This window comes from Vibrio sp. KUL78 (assembly GCF_059725505.1).
Genome location: NZ_AP045837.1, coordinates 2,870,764 through 2,887,272, shown reverse-complemented (window position 1 = coordinate 2,887,272; position 16,509 = coordinate 2,870,764). Strand labels below are relative to the sequence as shown.

Annotated in this window: 15 protein-coding genes; 10 read left to right on the top strand and 5 right to left on the bottom strand. The window is 47.7% G+C overall.

The window, feature by feature from the left end; all coding sequences use genetic code 11:
* Window positions 1-2: 2 nt before the first annotated feature.
* Window positions 3-1,343 (top strand): MATE family efflux transporter, encoded by a 1,341-nt coding sequence (locus AC6I8Y_RS13455; protein WP_498020341.1) that lies wholly within the window; start codon window positions 3-5, stop codon window positions 1,341-1,343.
* Between the two features lie 59 nt (window positions 1,344-1,402).
* On the opposite strand, the gene AC6I8Y_RS13450 is transcribed toward AC6I8Y_RS13455, so the two are convergent.
* The 3 genes from AC6I8Y_RS13450 to AC6I8Y_RS13440 all read right to left on the bottom strand — a co-directional run bounded on the left by AC6I8Y_RS13450 (window position 1,403) and on the right by AC6I8Y_RS13440 (window position 5,496).
* On the bottom strand, window positions 1,403-2,281 hold the full coding sequence (locus tag AC6I8Y_RS13450) for a U32 family peptidase (RefSeq protein ID WP_498020340.1): 879 nt from the start codon (window positions 2,279-2,281) through the stop codon (window positions 1,403-1,405).
* 12 nt (window positions 2,282-2,293) lie between these two features.
* Window positions 2,294-3,307: a ubiquinone anaerobic biosynthesis protein UbiU gene (ubiU, locus tag AC6I8Y_RS13445; protein WP_252012356.1), complete on the bottom strand. Its 1,014-nt coding sequence runs from the start codon at window positions 3,305-3,307 to the stop codon at window positions 2,294-2,296.
* A gap of 149 nt (window positions 3,308-3,456) precedes the next feature.
* A complete protein-coding gene (locus AC6I8Y_RS13440) occupies window positions 3,457-5,496 on the bottom strand; it encodes a sensor domain-containing protein (RefSeq protein WP_498020339.1) in 2,040 nt (679 codons plus the stop codon).
* A gap of 179 nt (window positions 5,497-5,675) precedes the next feature.
* Between AC6I8Y_RS13440 and ubiT the strand changes: the two genes are divergently transcribed.
* The 7 genes from ubiT (at window position 5,676) to AC6I8Y_RS13405 (ending at window position 10,093) form a co-directional block, all read left to right on the top strand.
* Complete coding sequence (ubiT, locus tag AC6I8Y_RS13435; RefSeq protein ID WP_498020338.1) at window positions 5,676-6,203, top strand: ubiquinone anaerobic biosynthesis accessory factor UbiT; 528 nt, start codon at window positions 5,676-5,678, stop codon at window positions 6,201-6,203.
* Window positions 6,187-6,702, top strand: a complete 516-nt coding sequence (locus tag AC6I8Y_RS13430; RefSeq protein ID WP_446567811.1) for a GNAT family N-acetyltransferase — start codon at window positions 6,187-6,189, stop codon at window positions 6,700-6,702. Before ubiT ends, AC6I8Y_RS13430 begins: the two co-directional genes overlap by 17 nt.
* Window positions 6,703-6,819: 117 nt before the next feature.
* Window positions 6,820-7,251 carry a DNA polymerase III subunit psi gene (locus tag AC6I8Y_RS13425; protein ID WP_394150794.1) on the top strand — a complete coding sequence of 144 codons (432 nt, stop codon included), beginning with the start codon at window positions 6,820-6,822 and terminating at the stop codon, window positions 7,249-7,251.
* Window positions 7,238-7,705: a ribosomal protein S18-alanine N-acetyltransferase gene (rimI, locus tag AC6I8Y_RS13420; RefSeq protein ID WP_498020337.1), complete on the top strand. Its 468-nt coding sequence runs from the start codon at window positions 7,238-7,240 to the stop codon at window positions 7,703-7,705. The genes AC6I8Y_RS13425 and rimI overlap by 14 nt, the downstream gene beginning before the upstream one ends.
* A 178-nt stretch (window positions 7,706-7,883) precedes the next feature.
* Entirely contained in the window at window positions 7,884-8,675 is a 792-nt protein-coding gene (locus AC6I8Y_RS13415) for a hypothetical protein (RefSeq protein ID WP_498020336.1), read from the top strand.
* Between the two features lie 183 nt (window positions 8,676-8,858).
* Entirely contained in the window at window positions 8,859-9,626 is a 768-nt protein-coding gene (locus AC6I8Y_RS13410; protein ID WP_042473607.1) for an SDR family NAD(P)-dependent oxidoreductase, read from the top strand.
* Window positions 9,627-9,688: 62 nt separating this feature from the next.
* Complete coding sequence (locus AC6I8Y_RS13405) at window positions 9,689-10,093, top strand: YMGG-like glycine zipper-containing protein (protein WP_498020335.1); 405 nt, start codon at window positions 9,689-9,691, stop codon at window positions 10,091-10,093.
* A 68-nt stretch (window positions 10,094-10,161) separates the two neighbouring features.
* Here the strand turns inward: AC6I8Y_RS13405 and AC6I8Y_RS13400 are convergent, their stop codons facing one another.
* Window positions 10,162-11,775: a FlgO family outer membrane protein gene (locus AC6I8Y_RS13400; protein ID WP_234495257.1), complete on the bottom strand. Its 1,614-nt coding sequence runs from the start codon at window positions 11,773-11,775 to the stop codon at window positions 10,162-10,164.
* Window positions 11,776-12,101: 326 nt separating this feature from the next.
* Here AC6I8Y_RS13400 and AC6I8Y_RS13395 point away from each other — a divergent pair, with 326 nt between their 5' ends.
* The gene (locus AC6I8Y_RS13395; RefSeq protein WP_498020334.1) at window positions 12,102-13,238 is read left to right on the top strand and encodes a BamA/TamA family outer membrane protein; all 1,137 of its coding nucleotides are present in this window, start codon (window positions 12,102-12,104) and stop codon (window positions 13,236-13,238) included.
* A gap of 37 nt (window positions 13,239-13,275) precedes the next feature.
* On the opposite strand, the gene AC6I8Y_RS13390 is transcribed toward AC6I8Y_RS13395, so the two are convergent.
* Window positions 13,276-14,442: an MFS transporter gene (locus AC6I8Y_RS13390; RefSeq protein WP_394150789.1), complete on the bottom strand. Its 1,167-nt coding sequence runs from the start codon at window positions 14,440-14,442 to the stop codon at window positions 13,276-13,278.
* A gap of 326 nt (window positions 14,443-14,768) precedes the next feature.
* Between AC6I8Y_RS13390 and prfC the strand changes: the two genes are divergently transcribed.
* Window positions 14,769-16,358 (top strand): peptide chain release factor 3, encoded by a 1,590-nt coding sequence (gene prfC, locus AC6I8Y_RS13385; protein WP_394150788.1) that lies wholly within the window; start codon window positions 14,769-14,771, stop codon window positions 16,356-16,358.
* Window positions 16,359-16,509 lie beyond the last annotated feature (151 nt).

The following is a 16,509-nucleotide window of genomic DNA, read 5'->3' as shown; positions in this document are numbered from 1 at the left end:
TTATGAAACAAAAATCAATCTATCAACAGTTTTGGCGCTATGCGATCCCAACCATTGCCGCCATGCTCGTCAACGGCTTGTATCAAGTCGTGGATGGGATATTCATTGGCCAGTATATGGGCGGAGAAGGTCTCGCGGGTATCAATGTCGCTTGGCCTGTTATCAGTGTCATCCTTGGACTTGGGATGATGGTCGGTGTGGGTACGGGCGCTTTGGCTTCCATCAAGCAGGGTGAGAACGACCTTGCGGGTGCTAAACAGGCATTGGCAACCGGTATGATGGCCTTGCTCGCGCTAAGCCCTATTGTCGCGATTGCTTTGTGGCAATTTGCGGATGATATGATATTGCTTCAGGGCGCGCAGGGGCGCATGTATGAACTGGCGATGCAGTATCTCGATATACTGATTGTCGGTGGCGTGTTTGCGCTCGGCTCCATTGCTGTCCCGTTTCTGCTGCGTAATGACGATAGCCCTAATATGGCGACTTTGCTCATGGTGCTGGGTGCGGTGATTAACATCGCCCTAGACTATTGGTTTATTGCTTTATTGGGGTGGGAGCTTACAGGGGCTGCACTGGCAACGGCCATCGCCCAAGCTGTCGTCACTGTGCTAGGTATTGGTTACTTCTTTACCTCGAGAGCCAAAATGCGCTTAACACCGAAGGACTTTAAGTTTCAGTACCATTTGCTGCCTAAGATCTTTTCTATCGGCTTGGCGAGCTTCTTTATGTACGCTTATGGCTCATTTATGGTGGCGATCCACAATGCACTCTTTGCAGAGTATGGTTCGGTTACCTTAGTCGGGGCTTATGCGATACTTGGTTATATCGTCGCATTCTACTATTTGATTGCCGAAGGCATTGCCAACGCCATGCAACCGCTGCTGAGCTACAACTACGGTGCGCGCCGTGAAGATAATATGCGTAAGCTGTTTAATGTCGCCATGCTAAGTTCAGTTGTCGGTGGGGCTGCATTTATCGGATTGTTAAATCTGTTCCCATATCAGGCGGTATCGGTATTTAACTCATCAGAACCGCAGCTTATTGAACATACCGTGACGGGGATAAGGTTACATCTTTTCTCGATGTTCTTAGATGGATTTCTAGTCGTTGCCGCCGCTTACTATCAAGCGATAAGCTACAGCAGAAAGGCGCTATTTGTTACCTTAGGGAACATGCTGATTCAATTGCCATTTCTTTATGTGATGCCAAAACTCTGGGGAGTCACTGGCGTTTGGATTGCTTACCCGTTGTCAAACGTCGCGCTGAGCCTGGTGGTTGGCGTGATTATCTGGCGTGATATACGTAAGCTGCAAACCAATGGTTATACCGCAGCGACGGCTTAATCTAATGAAACTAAAGGGCCTCGCGAATAGCGAGGCCCTTTGTATTGGATTTGCTTTGACTAGATCTGTTTAATATCGAGACCAGCAATCTGATGCCAGTAACCGTTGCACTGACGGTCGAGTGAGGCGACTGGGTTACTGCCGTCTTCATTGGCTCTGAAGCGGTCAACCTCAGCAAAGGTATCCAGTCCAAGTGGGCTCAGACGTACAACATCGACCAAGCCTTCCATCGACTTAAGATCGTTGATTAGGTTGTACTGATAACCAGATTGCGTTTGGATACCGTTGAGGTTGAACACCGACTGGCCCTCTTGGCTCTCTACTTGGAGGCCTGTCGGGTATTTAATACAGCAGGTTTCGCAGTCATCTTTCGCACGGTTTTCCGCACGTGCAGTGAAGCAGCGCGCAGAATACGCGAGCGGTAAATAACCGTGGCTAAATACTTCCACCTCGAACTGACCACGAATGCCCAAGTCTTCTGCTTGGTTCATGGCGTTTTCTAGCCATTCGCGTGACAGTTCCACTGGCATACACCAACGAATCATGCCTTGCTTAGCAAACAACTGTAGCGTGCGAGCGTTGTAGGTGTTCACCGCTGGCCCGACGACAAATGGTACCTTACTTTCACTGGCAAGTTGGATAGCGGATACGTCATTGGCTTCAATCGCAAAGTCACCGTTATCGATGTACTTCTTCATGATATTCACTTCACTCGGCGCTTCGAGTAGTGCCATAGTGGATAGCACCACTTGCTTACCAGATGCGCTGAGCTCTTTAGCAATATCAAACCAATGAGTAGGTTTCATTTCACGGCGCTTAGAACACACGCTCTCGCCTAGATAGATAATATCGGCAGAGCTTGATTTTGCTTGTTCGTAGAAGCTCTCTACATCTTGCTTTGGCCAAAAGTACAACAGTGGCCCTAATGCATACTTCATGTATTTTGCTCCTTATTGCCACTTACGGTGGTAAGCACCGAGTGTCGTTTGTGTGCCTTCAGAAACGTTGGCTAGAGCACTATCCCAGCTTGGTTTTACTTGGTATTGCTCTGGGTTGCGTTGGTACATATCAATGGCTTCTCGCCAGGTGCGAGTCACCTGCTCGACGTAGGCAGGACTGCGTTGGCGACCTTCAATTTTTACTGATGCGACATTCGCAGCAAACAGCTCAGGCAACATAGATAGGGTATTTAGGCTAGTTGGCTCCTCAAGGGCGTGGTAGCGCTTGCGTTCACCGTCAACTTCCGCTTCAAAACGCCCCTTACAAAGCGTAGGGTAGCCAGCGTTTTCACCTTGTGCATAGCGGTCGATTAGAATGTCATTTAGACGTGACTCTAACCCGCTTTCTGTCTCTTGCCAGCGCACATATTTCGCCGGAGAACAAGCGCCCACCGTGTTCGGAGATTCGCCTGTCAAATAAGAGGAAAGATAGCAACGTCCTTCAGACATGATGCACAGGCTGCCGAACGCAAACACTTCAAGTTCAACATCTGACGTCATGTTTCGAGATAGCTGTTTGACCTGATGAATCGACAGCACGCGAGGTAGAACCACGCGCTTCACATTGAAGTTCTTGTGGTAGAAATCGATGGCCGCTACGTTGGTCGCAGAGGCTTGTACTGAGAGATGCAATTCAAGATCTGGGTACTTGTTTGCAGCATAATCCAGTACGGCGATATCGGCCACAATCAATGCATCGACACCAAGGTCTGCCGCCTGATCAACGGCATTCGTCCAGCGCTCAAAGCCATTTGGGTGAGCAAAGGTATTTAGGGCGATATGCAGCTTTTTATTGTGGTCATGAACATACTGCGCGGCACGTTCAAGCTTTTTACCCGTGAAGTTCAACCCCGCAAAATGGCGGGCATTGGTATCGTCTTTAAAGCCGATATAAACGGCATCGGCACCGCAATCAATTGCAGTCTTTAGCGCAGGTAAGTTGCCTGCTGGGCATAAGAGTTCCATATGCTCATTACCATAAATCTGTCAGTAGAGCGCATTTTATGAAGATTTGATAAAGGTCAATTTGATATAAGGCAGGTTTCACTTAATAAGCAACGAATTAACACCAAAGAGGTAAGCTAATTTGGGGGATAAACGCTCAGTCTCTTTGGCTAGTTTCTGTGTCGGCGGTTTTGAGCAAATAGCGCTTCGACTTCATGCTTTGGTTGTGGGCGATGGAAGTGGAAACCCTGAATCGAATTGCAATTTAAGTTGGACAATAGTGTCGCTTGATGGCGTGTCTCGACCCCTTCGGCAACAACAGACAGATTCAGTGATTTACCCAGGTTGATGATGTTCTCGATCACCGTGAGCTGTTTTGGCAGCGTATCGATATCCATGATAAACGCTCGGTCTATCTTAAGTTCATCGATAGGGAAGTGCGCAAGGTAAGAGAGCGAAGAGTACCCAGTACCAAAGTCATCAATAGAGAGAGCAAAGCCAAGTTTCTTGATTGAGTTGAGCATCTGTAAGGTGTGCTCACTGTTACTCATTACCGCACTTTCGGTCAGCTCAAAGGTGATACAGCTTGGATCGAGTCCGGTGCTGCGAAGTAAGCGCTCCATGTAGTCAATAAGCTTAGGGTTACCAAATTGCTCAGGCGATAGGTTGATCGCGACGCGGCCTGGCAAGATGCCTTGAAGTTTCCAGCGTTTCACAGTGGTGAAGACATCACGCATAACCACTCGGCCTAAACTCTCGATCAGGCCCGCTTGCTCGGCGACAGGGATGAAAGACGCTGGGCTAATGTAACCTTCGACAGGGTGCTTCCAACGCACCAACGCTTCAGCACCATTAATGCTGAAGTCACGCGCGTTCACCTTAGGCTGATACCATACCTCAAGACCATTTTGTTGCAGTGCTTTTTGTAGCTCGATCTCAAGCCACAAGCGCATACGTGCTTCTTTGTTCATTTGGTCGTTGAACTTCACCAAACGGTTACGACCGCGAGCCTTTGCTTCGTACATTGCGGTATCGGCGTTTTGCAGCAGGATGCGAGCATCATTGCCATCGTTTGGTGATTGGACGCTACCAATCGAGCAAGCGAGTCTTTTGCTGAAATGGTGTAGGTCGAAGGGTTGGTTAATTAGGCTAATGATTTTCTCTGCTAGCTCATCAGCGGCAATGTTGCTATCAGGCTCTGGCAGAATGATGCCAAACTCATCGCCACCAAGGTGAGCGAGAACCGCATGCTGAGGCAAGTAGCGTTTGAGGCGTGCTGAGACCTCTTGAATCACTCGGTCGCCGATATGGTGACCCAATGAGTCATTAATATTCTTAAAATTGTCGATATCAAGGTAAAGCATCACAAACGGGGTGCTTTCCTCAATAAAATGCTCCAAACATCGTGTAAACCCGAGGCGGTTATACAGCTTGGTGAGCGCGTCGATGTTCGCGTCTTCATGACTGTTTTTTGCAACAGGACTCGGTTTTTCATCAAGGTCTTGGACTAATATTAGGTGCGCATTGGCACCAAATAGATTGGCACTATCGACATGCAATGAGAGTCTGCGTTGAATGCCGCAATAGTCACTGGTTGAGAAGGTAAGCGGTGTCTTAGCGTCGACCTGACTCAGGTCAAGTTGTACTCGTTGATTGTCGTTTTCGTTGCGCAGGAGTCGTGATAGTGACTCTCCGAGTAAGTCGCTTTGACTTGAGTAGCCAAATAGGCGCGCTGAAGCCGGGTTTGCCGACAAAATGCAGCCATCTTCAACCAGTAGCAAACCGTCGGGAATTAACTCAGCAAGCTTTAAAAACTTGCTTTCAGATTCCTCTAGGGAGCGAGTGATGATCTGCTTTTCTGACGTATCGATGGCATGGAAGACGATGTATTCGATAACGCCATTGAGTTCAATAGGAGAGACGCTGAAGTGAAGACTAGATTCGATATCTGATTCATCGAGTGTGACTTCGGCTTCGATGGATTCACCAAGAAAGGCACGCTCATAGTATGGTTTGAGGTGATTGTAGAAACGGGCGCCTAAAACCTCGTGGTCATTCATACCAACCAGGTCACTGTGGGTAAGTCCCGCGACATCGCAATAGCGATCATTGACCATCCAGTAACGGTGCTCGTCATCCAAAATAGCAAAAAAGAAAGGGCTATTGGATGTTAACTTAGCAAAGTATTCCTTTAACAATTTGGATGACATCAATGTACTACCAGTTTTCTGAAGCGCTTATATATCAGTAACCCACACACTATAACTGTGATTTATCCGTTAGAAAAGGGTTAAGACAAAAGCAAAAAATATTTGACGCACAACAGGATTTTTTTTGTACGAATACCGTATTATGTCGTTTCTTAAGTACAAACTAACGGAAAAACCGCGTGTTAGACAAGATTCGAAGTCAACTAGTTAAAAACGCAGCACAAATTTTGCGATCTCCAGTCCATTTTCTGCCAACCAAAATTCAGAATAAAGCGCTGCTTGAAGGGCTAAAAACCGTTTTTAAAGAAGCACTTGAGGACGGTGACTTCGAGTTTTTAGAACAGAAGTGGTTGAAAGTTCATATTCGTGATCTAAACCTCAGTTGGTATATTTCCTACAACGATGAGACGCTCGTCGTTTCCGAGTCTGTTGAGCAAGAAGACGTCAGTTTTAGCGGTAATCTGAATGACTTAGTCCTAATAGCGGGGCGTAAGGAAGACCCAGATACGCTGTTTTTCCAACGCCGTCTAAGCATTGAGGGTGATACCGAACTAGGCTTAGAAGTAAAGAACTTAATGGATAGTGTTGATCTTGACGCGCTACCAAAACCAATGTTGTCAGCATTGATGCATCTTGCAGAGTTCGTTCATAAAGGATTGCAGCCAACTCAAGGCGCAAGTGAGGTACCTAATGCTTATTCGAACTGAAGCACCCGCTGACATTCTTGCCATCGACCGCCTACTTAAGTCAGTGTTTGACACAGAGGCGGAAGCTAACTTGGTGATGGCACTTCGCGAGAACAGCCGCTTAACGCTGTCGCTCGTGGCATGCAGTGACGAAGGGGAAGTGATTGGCCACGTGCTGTTCTCACCCGTAACGCTCAATGGCGAAGACTATGCGTGGCAGGGTTTAGCTCCACTTGCAGTGGCTCAATCGCACCAAGGTCAAGGTATTGCAAAGGCTTTGGTAAAAGAAGCGTTCGAGACCCTACCAGACTTTGGCTATCCAGCGTGTGTGGTGCTTGGCGATCCGAATTACTATTCAAAGTTTGGCTTTAGCTCCGCAAGCGAAGAGGGATTGAGCTGTCAATGGGAAGTACCTGAAGGTGCATTCCAAGTAAAATCATTGACGGCAGACTCGATTCAGACTCTTCTTTCCGGTAAATCGGGCGTGATTGAGTACAGCCCAGAGTTTCTAGAGCTTTAATTCATTTTTCACACGAGTAAGATCCTACTTACTCGTGTGTTGGTGATCCAATTCGCCTCTGTTACACTTCGCCCAACATACTCGGATTTTGGTCGAACCTGATAAGCAGGCAGTCCTATGCATAACAGCACCACGCTACAGCTGATGGGTATTCAAACTTGGGAGTTAGCTCACCCAGAGAGAATGCCAAACAGTGCTCAAGCCACATTTTCACTCGCTCCATCTTGCCAACTGCTGTTTGTGTCAGCCGTGAAGCCGGAGGGAGAGCTCGTCTCATTTTTTGAAAAAATCTTAAAGGCGATGAAGTTAGAGCTTGATAGTGTCTTGCACATCACGCCAGAACAGCTTGGTCAACTTGACGCGCAATCTGTCCCGACTTGGATGTGGTTCGCAGGCGATGAGCATGCTGCTGACCGTTTTGAGCACTGGTTGCAACTGCGCGACATACCATCAAAACCTAAGTTTCTTCAATCGTCTTATTTGGCAGAGATCGAAGGTGATGACAGTCAAAAACGACAGCTTTGGAATCAAATTCGTGCCTACAACTGATATCACCTTTACTGAGATACAAACATCCCATCTCGACGCTATTGTAAATATTGAGAGTCAAGCGCATAGCCACCCTTGGAAAACCTCCATGCTCCATGACCTAAACGGTCGAGGCGCACACAATATGGTTATGCTGGTGGATGAACAGCCAGTTGGCTATTTCTATGCTCAGAATATTGTTGGTGAAGTGTCGCTGTTAAACATTGCTGTGTCACCACTTCATCAAGGCAAAGGTTATGGTCGTCAATTGGTCCAGCACTTTTTAGCCTACTGTGAGACTTCCCAAGCGGAGAGTGCATGGCTAGAGGTGAGGGAGAGTAATGTGCCCGCTGTGTCGCTCTATTTGGCGGAGGGCTTCAATGAGGTCGACCGACGCCGTGATTACTACCCAACCGAAGATGGTCGTGAAGACGCGGTCATCATGTGCTATCACTTTCTGTTTTCTGCAATGTGACAGAGGTTTGTCGTACGCGCCTCAACTTTAAATTTCCGCTCTATCGTGCCTAAAACTTAGTTAGAACGCAGACTAAACCGTCAGATTTATAGATAGGTTACATTACCCAGAGTTACTTCGAATAACTCGCCAGTGCTTCATACTGCCCGCAATTATTGATAATCATGGGATTAAAAACATGAAGCACATTCCAACTCTGTCTGCAGCGTTCCTAGCTGCACTGACAGTCAATGCTCAGGCATCGGAAGAGCAAACCAATGACCCTGCTGACGTGACTCGTCCTCAAACCTACCTAAAAGTTGATTCTGGCGCGAAAGGCAAAGACGGCCTAACTCGCCTGCAATTGAACATGGCTGGCTCTTACAATGAAGACATTGGCTACCTAGGTCAGTTTGAGACCGACTTCCAAACCAACCTTGACGGACAAGAAGGTAAGTCGAAAGACTTTGGCCTGTCTCGTATTCGCGCACGTTACTTCCAAGTGCATGCGACGGGCTCGGAGGTGCTTCCTGAAATTGGTTTCTCGCTTGATTACATTAGCTATGGTTCAAACTGGGTAGCCAAGCAAAGTGGCGTAGAGCAAACCGCAGCGGTAGGTGCCGTTGCCAAAGTGATTACTCCGTTTGAAAACTGGGTTTCTTACCCGAACATCGCCGTGATGCGTAACGAGTACGACAACGGTCGTTCTGAAAACGGCTGGCAGGCAAACTGGTTCAACTCATTCTATCTGTCTGAGCAAGGTCACTATGTCACCGTGAACCCACAGTACGCAAACTACAACAACGCGTTTGGTAAAAACGAGCAGTCACTTGAACTCAACTTCGAAGGTGGTGTGCCACTGACTTCCGATGGCAGCGTTTGGGGTAACGTCACATACTCAGAACACTTCTTCAAAGCAGGTACAGAGTCACGCATGAAGCACCTAGATGGCAATCGTGAAGTGCGTATTGGTGCCACTTGGTTCTTCTAACCAATTAGCGTAAACAGTTCCTCTCAACTCTAAGGCAAGGATGCCTTAGTCTCTACTTTATTCCTACTTTTTAGTTCCCTTGTTACTGGATCGTTTCCAGTTACTAACTCCATCCCAATTCGCAGAGTCGTTACACTGAATCACAGTGAAATTCTAACCGAGTTAAATCCATGAGGACGCATAATGTCTATGCCATTTCAGCTTACCGATAAAGTCGTTGTTTTGATCGGTGGAACATCAGGTATCGGAGAGGCGATTGCTAAACGTTTAATCAATGCAGGCGCAAAACTGGTGATCGCCGGTGTCAATGCGAACGAGCCTGCGCTGCAGACGTTGGAGGCGCACTATGTCTATGCCGATGTGACCGATGAGTTCTCGCTAAGCGAGCTCATGGCGATTGCGTTCGAGCGCTATGGCCAGATTGATGTGTTGGTGAACTGTGCTGGCTCGACCAATGGTTACAGCACCATCATGGAGTCGAAGAAATCGGAGTACAACGCCAACTTTGAAGTGAATGCGCTGGGTACGGCTTTGACGATCAAACACGCTGTACCTTACATGCCAAAAGGCAGCAGCATTATCAATATTGCATCGGTTGCCGGTACACAGGGTGTGCCATACCTGGGGGCGCTTGCTAGCTCAAAGTGGGCGGTCTTGGGTATTACTCAAACCGCAGCACTTGAACTTGGTACCAAGCAAATACGGGTCAACGCCGTATGTCCTACCTCTGTCGATACCCCGCGTGCGCACACGTCCGGTGGCGAGCCACAACTTCGCATGGAGAAGCGCGCTGTCCCACTTGGTCGTATCGCCCAGCCAGAAGAAGTCGCAGCGGTGGTGCATTTCTTAGCATCGGAAGACAGTAGCTTTGTGAATGGCCAATCAATTGGTGTTGACGGCGGTTTCAGCGCCGGCATGAGTATTGATGCCTACAATCAGCTCGCACAGTGATTAGCTCGCACAGAGATCAACTTGCACAAGAACCAACTAGCACAATAATTTGGAGCTTATTTATGAATAAAACCCGTTTACTTTTAGGAGCATGCCTATTGATGCTCAGCTCAAGTACTTTTGCTTATTATTGCGATCAAGAAGCAGAAGGCGCTGTTGTTGGTGCCGTCGATGGTGCGATTACCGGTGCGATTGTTGGTGGTATTGTTGATGGCAGTGATGGTGCGAAAACTGGCGCTGTGATTGGCGGCGGTGCTGGCGCGGTCGGTGGTGCTATTGATGGTGCTTACTATGAGGATGCTTGTGAAGTGGCAACGGATGTGATCGTTGAAGACGAGATCATTGCAGAGGAATATCTGGCGGAAGAGTATATTGAAGAAGAGTACATCGCCGAAGAGATCGTCGAAGAAGAAATTGAAGATGAGTACTTAGCTGAAGAGATCTACGACGACGCTTTGTACGACTAATTCGGAATTCACAGCCATCAAACTATAAGAAAAGAGAGCCAATCGGCTCTCTTTTCGATTCTAACTTTTTATAAACGCTCTAGGGCTTCAAGTAGCTTGTTTTTAATGGCTGGGCTTGAGATAAAGGCACCCAAATATCGCTCTTCATTACCCTCGAAGTCAGGGCGGATTTGTAGCATTTCTTTGTAGCTTGCTTGCGCTTGTTTGAATTCACCCTTGTAGACTTGGATGACCGCTTTGAGCATCGGGATCCAAAATAGACGACGCAGCGATAGCTTGCTGACCGACTTCTCAGCACCGTCAAAGTCATCTTGCATGATCTTATACACCACAGAGGCAATCGAGAACCAAGGTGGACGGAACGGGTTCAACTCTTTAGAGCTGCGAATCAGCTCTAGGCCTCGTTCGAATTCGCCTGCCATGCACAATGCCCAGCCACACAAACCAATCTGATAAGCGGCATTCGGGTTGATATCCAATACTTTGTCGACGGTCTCTATAATGCCGTTAACGTCGTCTTTCAACTGATGCGCCATCAGCATTGCCATTTGTGCTTCTTGGTTGCTTGGCTCTAGCTCTACCGCGCGGCGAGCGTGGTTCAGGCCGGTTTCAACGGCGTTATCGACTTGCCCCATACCAAGCATCTCGGCATCAAAGTACAGAACTGCGAGCATAGAGTGGAGCAGCGCTACATCAGGCTCGTTCTGAACCGCGCTAAGCAATGCTTGCATGGCTTGAAGGTGGGTATCTTCTGTCAGCGTCATTAGGTAGTGACGATAGCGCAGGGTGGCTTCATAAGTCGACAAGTGCTCAATCTTCTTCTGATTGCAGCTCGCATAGATTTCACGATGGATAATTCCAAAGCTAGACGCAAGCTCAGCAACAATCTCGGCGATGATGTCGTCTTGAACAGAGAATAGGTCTTCAGTGGCGAGGTCACAGGTGTACTTTTCAGCCCAGACTTGCTCACCGCTGTCGGTGCGATATAACTTGGCATAGATGCGTACCTTGTTGCCAAGTGCCTGCATAGTACCAGAGGTGATAAACGATACATTGAGCTTCTCACCAAGCCCTTTAACATCTGCGGACGTGCGAGGGTCAATATTGGTATCACCAAGGGCATGCATCGAGACAACTTTTAGCATGTCAAAGCGAGCAAGCTCAGTGGCGAGCTCTTCACCAAAGCCTTCTGCAAAGAAGCGTTTTTCAGCATCATCTGATAGAGACAAAAATGGCAGTACAGTAATGGTTGGATTAAGCGATTTATTGGTCTCGCCAACCATTTGCGCCAGAGTTGTTGATTGACGAGCGGCCTGTGGAACCTGAGGGGTAAAGAGAGGGCTGTAGCGACCTTTAGGGATCGACAGTACCAATGGGTCATTAACCCCTTCCGTTAAATAATACGTTTCGAGAGTGCGTCGGACGCGACCCGCTTGAATTCGAACAATTGGGTCTGCTTGATGATCAAAATCAGCATCACGATCAAAGACTTCGGTAGCAATCGTAAATTGCTTTAAGCGATCTCCATTGCCCGCCAAAGTTTGCTCTACAACGAAAGAGAGGAGCTGCTTCATCTTAGGGCTTTGGTCGAATGCTTTGCTGGAAAGAATGCGATTGAGTTGATCTTTCACACGGGCTTGATTTTCTTCGATTCGAATATCTAATGGAGCTTGTTCTGACACCGTTGGTAACTCTCTCTTTGTAGGATCTGCGTATTCTGCCACTTTAGGACATTGAAAAATAGTAACGAGTTCACTTCTTGATTAAAAACTAGATATCACTCGCTACTCATACCAATATAAAAGTATGCACGCCGTTAAAATAATAATCTAAACCATAGACTTATCATTAGTAACTATAGACGAGCCGAATGCTTACAGCGAGCCGACAGGCTGACATTTTTACTAAAAAGTGCCGCCAACTCAGTGGCTTTTGTTATCTAAACGTGATTATCATGTAACAATTGATATCCGCTAATGCTGTGCGTTTTTACGCGTGGGGAGAGGTCATGGAAAAGACGAATAATAGGATAATTCTGGCAGCGATTTCAGCCTTGTGTGTCTCGTCAAATGTTGGGGCGATGGGACAGTTTCTTGATCCCAAAGATGGAATGTTTGATGCGAGTAAATGGGTGCTGGATAACGCCGTGGGTTTTATGCCTGTGCCCATCATTATTACTGACCCAGCCGTTGGCGCTGGTGGTGGTGCCGCGCTACTGTTTTTCCATGAATCTGAGAAGCGCAAACAGCTTAGAGAAGAGAACCCCGACGAAGTGGTGGGTTTGCCGCCAAGTGTCACGGCAGTAGCAGCGGCGGCAACCGAGAATGGCTCTTGGCTAACCGGCGCATTCCATTTTGGTTCATGGCAAGAGGATACTTGGCGCTACCAAGGTGGTTTGTTTTACGGCTCCTTTAACCTTAAATACTATGTTGTCGATACCCCATTTGATTTCAATATCGATGGTCTCTATTTCATGCAGGATATTGACTACCGAGTCGCGGGCAGCGATTGGTTTGTTGGTGCTAAGTACTCGATTCTTTCTTCAAAAAGTACGTTCGATTTAGGCGGCTCGATCCCAAATATTCCCCCCCTCGATTTTGACTTAGAGGACGCTGGTGTCGAGCTTAAGGTTACCTATGACAGCCGGGATACCATCTTTACGCCTAATGACGGGCTAAAAGCTAAGCTAAGTGCCGACTTCCACAATACGGTATTTGGTGGCGATGTCGACTACACAAAAGCTCGTGCACAGGTGAACTACTTCGCACCTGTTCGAGATGCTCTCATTATCGGCGTCAGAGGCGATTACCAAACGGTTACTGATGATGCACCATACTACGCCAGACCTTTTATTAATATGCGCGGCATTGCCGCCATGCGTTATCAAGGGCAGGATATGGCATTGGCTGAGCTTGAGGCGCGCTATGACATCACCCCCCGCTGGTCAATCATCGGATTTACTGGAACCGGTAAAGCCATTGAAGATGGACAAAGCTTCTCCGATGCAGAGTATCAAAGTGTGTTTGGTGGCGGCTTCCGATACCTTGTTGCAAGACAGCTTAATATGCGGGTAGGTGTGGATGCTGCGAAAGGTCCAGAGGAGTGGGCGTATTACATTACTGTCGGGCATGCGTGGCAGTTATAGTGGTTGGAGAAGCCCACATCACGTGGGCTTGCTAAAGCTACTTTTTCTTGAGAAGCAAGGTTACCGCCGCGAGTATCAGTGTAACCACAATACTGCCCGCACAATAGTTAACCACCGAAACAAACCCGTTTAGCTCTATCAATTGACCTGCGATAAAGGTACCCGCACCAAAACCCCCAGCCATTGCAAACAATAGCAACCCTTGTGTCAGCGCCGGTGAGCTTGGGCTAAGTGACTCAGCAATCGCGGGTATAGCCATATCAAACCAAGAGATTGCCTGCATCATCAGCATAATGAGTAGGATAGGGACCAAGCTCGACACGCCAGTATCGACCGCTAGCCATAAACCTATTGAGGTTACGGCATAGCAAGCCAAAGCTGCCATCCAGACAACATAAGACCCAAACTTCTGCGCGCAACGTCCCGCTGGTTCAAGTAGTAGCATCGTAACAACGGCTGAAGCAGCAAGGCCAAAGGCTGAGTGCCCGAGGTCTACATTAAACACCTCTTTTATGATGATAGGCCCCGTTTCCATCAGGTTGCTTGAGGTGAACATCGAGATGAACACGGTTACGAGAAACACTATGAAAGCAAGAGTACTGGCACTTTTTGAAGTAGCTTGAACGCTGTCTTCAGATTCAGCGCTTGTGGTGATTCGTGGAGGAGGCGAGATAAACACAGTGATGATCGAAACCGCGACAAGCATCATCAATAGCAGCAATTGCTGCTCAGAGCTCCAGCCTAAAAGTGATACCAAGCCAACTAAACTACCAGCGACCACAATGCCAAAAAACTGCATTTGAAATAACCGACTTAACCCCCGGCTCTGATCTTGTTCATTGAGTGCATTGAGCACAAAGGCAGGGTTGAGCACAAGCTGTGTGACGGTGCCAATACCAATACTGAGTCCAACCAGAATATACATGTAGCTTGTGGTGCCAGCAAAGTAGAGCAGAATGAGTGAGGTGAGGTGGGAAAACAGCGCCACCTTTTGCAGCTCGCGGTGAATGGAGTATTTGTCTGCCAGCCAACCAATCAAGGGTGCGCAGACACCAAACAGACCGACCAGCGACATTACCGTACCCATTAGAGCCCCGCTGCCTGTTCGCTCAATAATGAGCGGTGTCAACATAAGGGCAATACCAACCCACTGAACAACACCAACGGACATCTGTGCCAAGTACCATGGCCTAAATATGGTCATAATCAAACCTCATAATATTTCCAAAACTAGAACTGATACCTAATGCACTGATTTGAAGAACAATTAGGGCTTAGGTATCGGCTCTCTGCTTTGTTGGACTATATCGATTTGAAGGCAATGGACGCAGTGTATTACTGGTTGTTACTCAAAAAGGCTAGGTATCTTACTGGCGGAGATGACGGCTAGATGAGACCTTGTCAAAACTAGTGATTGAGAATCACAGCCAGATCGGTGAAAATAGCGCCCATTATTTTTTCGACGCCTTCGAGTAGTGGTTGAGCCAATACTCTCAAACGCTATTCTACAAACCAAGAAGATCGAGATTCATGTCAAATCCTCAATTTCAGCAAGAAGTTTCTAAGCGCAGAACTTTTGCGATCATCTCTCACCCGGATGCGGGTAAAACCACCATTACTGAAAAAGTACTGTTGTTCGGAAACGCGATTCAGAAAGCAGGCACAGTAAAAGGCCGTGGCAGTGCACAGCACGCGAAATCGGACTGGATGGAAATGGAAAAAGAGCGTGGTATCTCGGTAACAACCTCCGTGATGCAGTTCCCATACAACGACTGCTTGGTTAACCTTCTTGATACCCCAGGACACGAAGACTTCTCGGAAGATACCTATCGAACACTGACGGCTGTTGACTCTTGCTTGATGGTTATCGATGCTGCTAAAGGTGTCGAGGATCGTACTCGTAAACTGATGGAAGTTACCCGTCTTCGCGATACGCCTATCGTTACCTTCATGAACAAACTTGACCGTGACGTTCGTGACCCAATGGAAGTATTGGATGAAGTAGAGAGCGAATTGGGCATGATGTGTGCGCCAATCTCTTGGCCAATTGGTTGTGGTAAAGAGTTTAAGGGCGTGTATCACATCCACCGTGACGAAACGATTCTTTATGAATCTGGTCATGGTCATGAAATCCAAGAAGTACGCATCATCAAAGGTCTTGATAACCCAGATCTTGATGAAGCTGTGGGCACTGATCTTGCTGAAAGCGTGCGTGAAGAGCTTGAGCTAGTGATGGGCGCATGCCCTGAGTTTGAACTTGAGTCATTCCTAAAAGGTGAACTGACGCCAGTTTACTTCGGTACCGCTCTTGGTAACTTCGGTGTTGACCACATGCTAGATGGTCTGACTAAGTGGGCGCCAGCGCCACAAACTCGTCAAGCAAACGAGCGCGACGTTGAAGCGACAGAAGACAAGTTCTCTGGTTTCGTGTTCAAGATCCAAGCAAACATGGACCCTAAACACCGTGACCGTATTGCCTTCATGCGTATCGTATCGGGTACCTACAAGCAAGGTATGAAGATGAACCACGTTCGTACTGGTAAAAACGTCAGCATCTCTGACGCAGTCACCTTTATGGCGGGTGACCGTGCGCGCGCAGAAAATGCGTACGCAGGTGATATTATCGGTCTTCACAACCACGGTACCATCCAGATTGGTGATACCTTCACTCAAGGTGAATCACTGAAGTTCTCTGGTATTCCAAACTTCGCACCTGAGCTGTTCCGTCGCATTCGCTTAAAAGATCCATTGAAGCAGAAGCAGCTACTGAAAGGTCTGGTTCAGCTATCTGAAGAGGGTGCAGTACAGGTATTCCGTCCACTACAAAACAACGATCTGATCGTTGGTGCGGTTGGTGTGCTTCAGTTTGACGTGGTAGTTGCGCGTCTGAAGTCTGAGTACAACGTTGAAGCGATCTACGAGAGCGTTAACGTTGCAACCGCGCGCTGGATTGAGTGTGACGACGATAAGAAGCTAGAAGAGTTCAAGCGTAAGAACCAAACCAACCTAGCGTTGGATGGTGGCGACAACCTAAGCTATGTTGCACCAACTATGGTAAACCTAAACCTAGCGCAAGAACGTTTCCCAGATATTAAGTTCCGTGCGACGCGTGAGCACTAATGCTGGTTGATTGAATGGAAAAGCCGCTCGGGAGAGCGGCTTTTTTTGTTTTTGGTAGGGTTATTGAAGAGCCTACCCCCTCTAACTCCCCCTTATAAAGGGGGAGAACTACAGGCTAGCTCCTATCGTCGCATCGCCGTTTTTTTGTAAG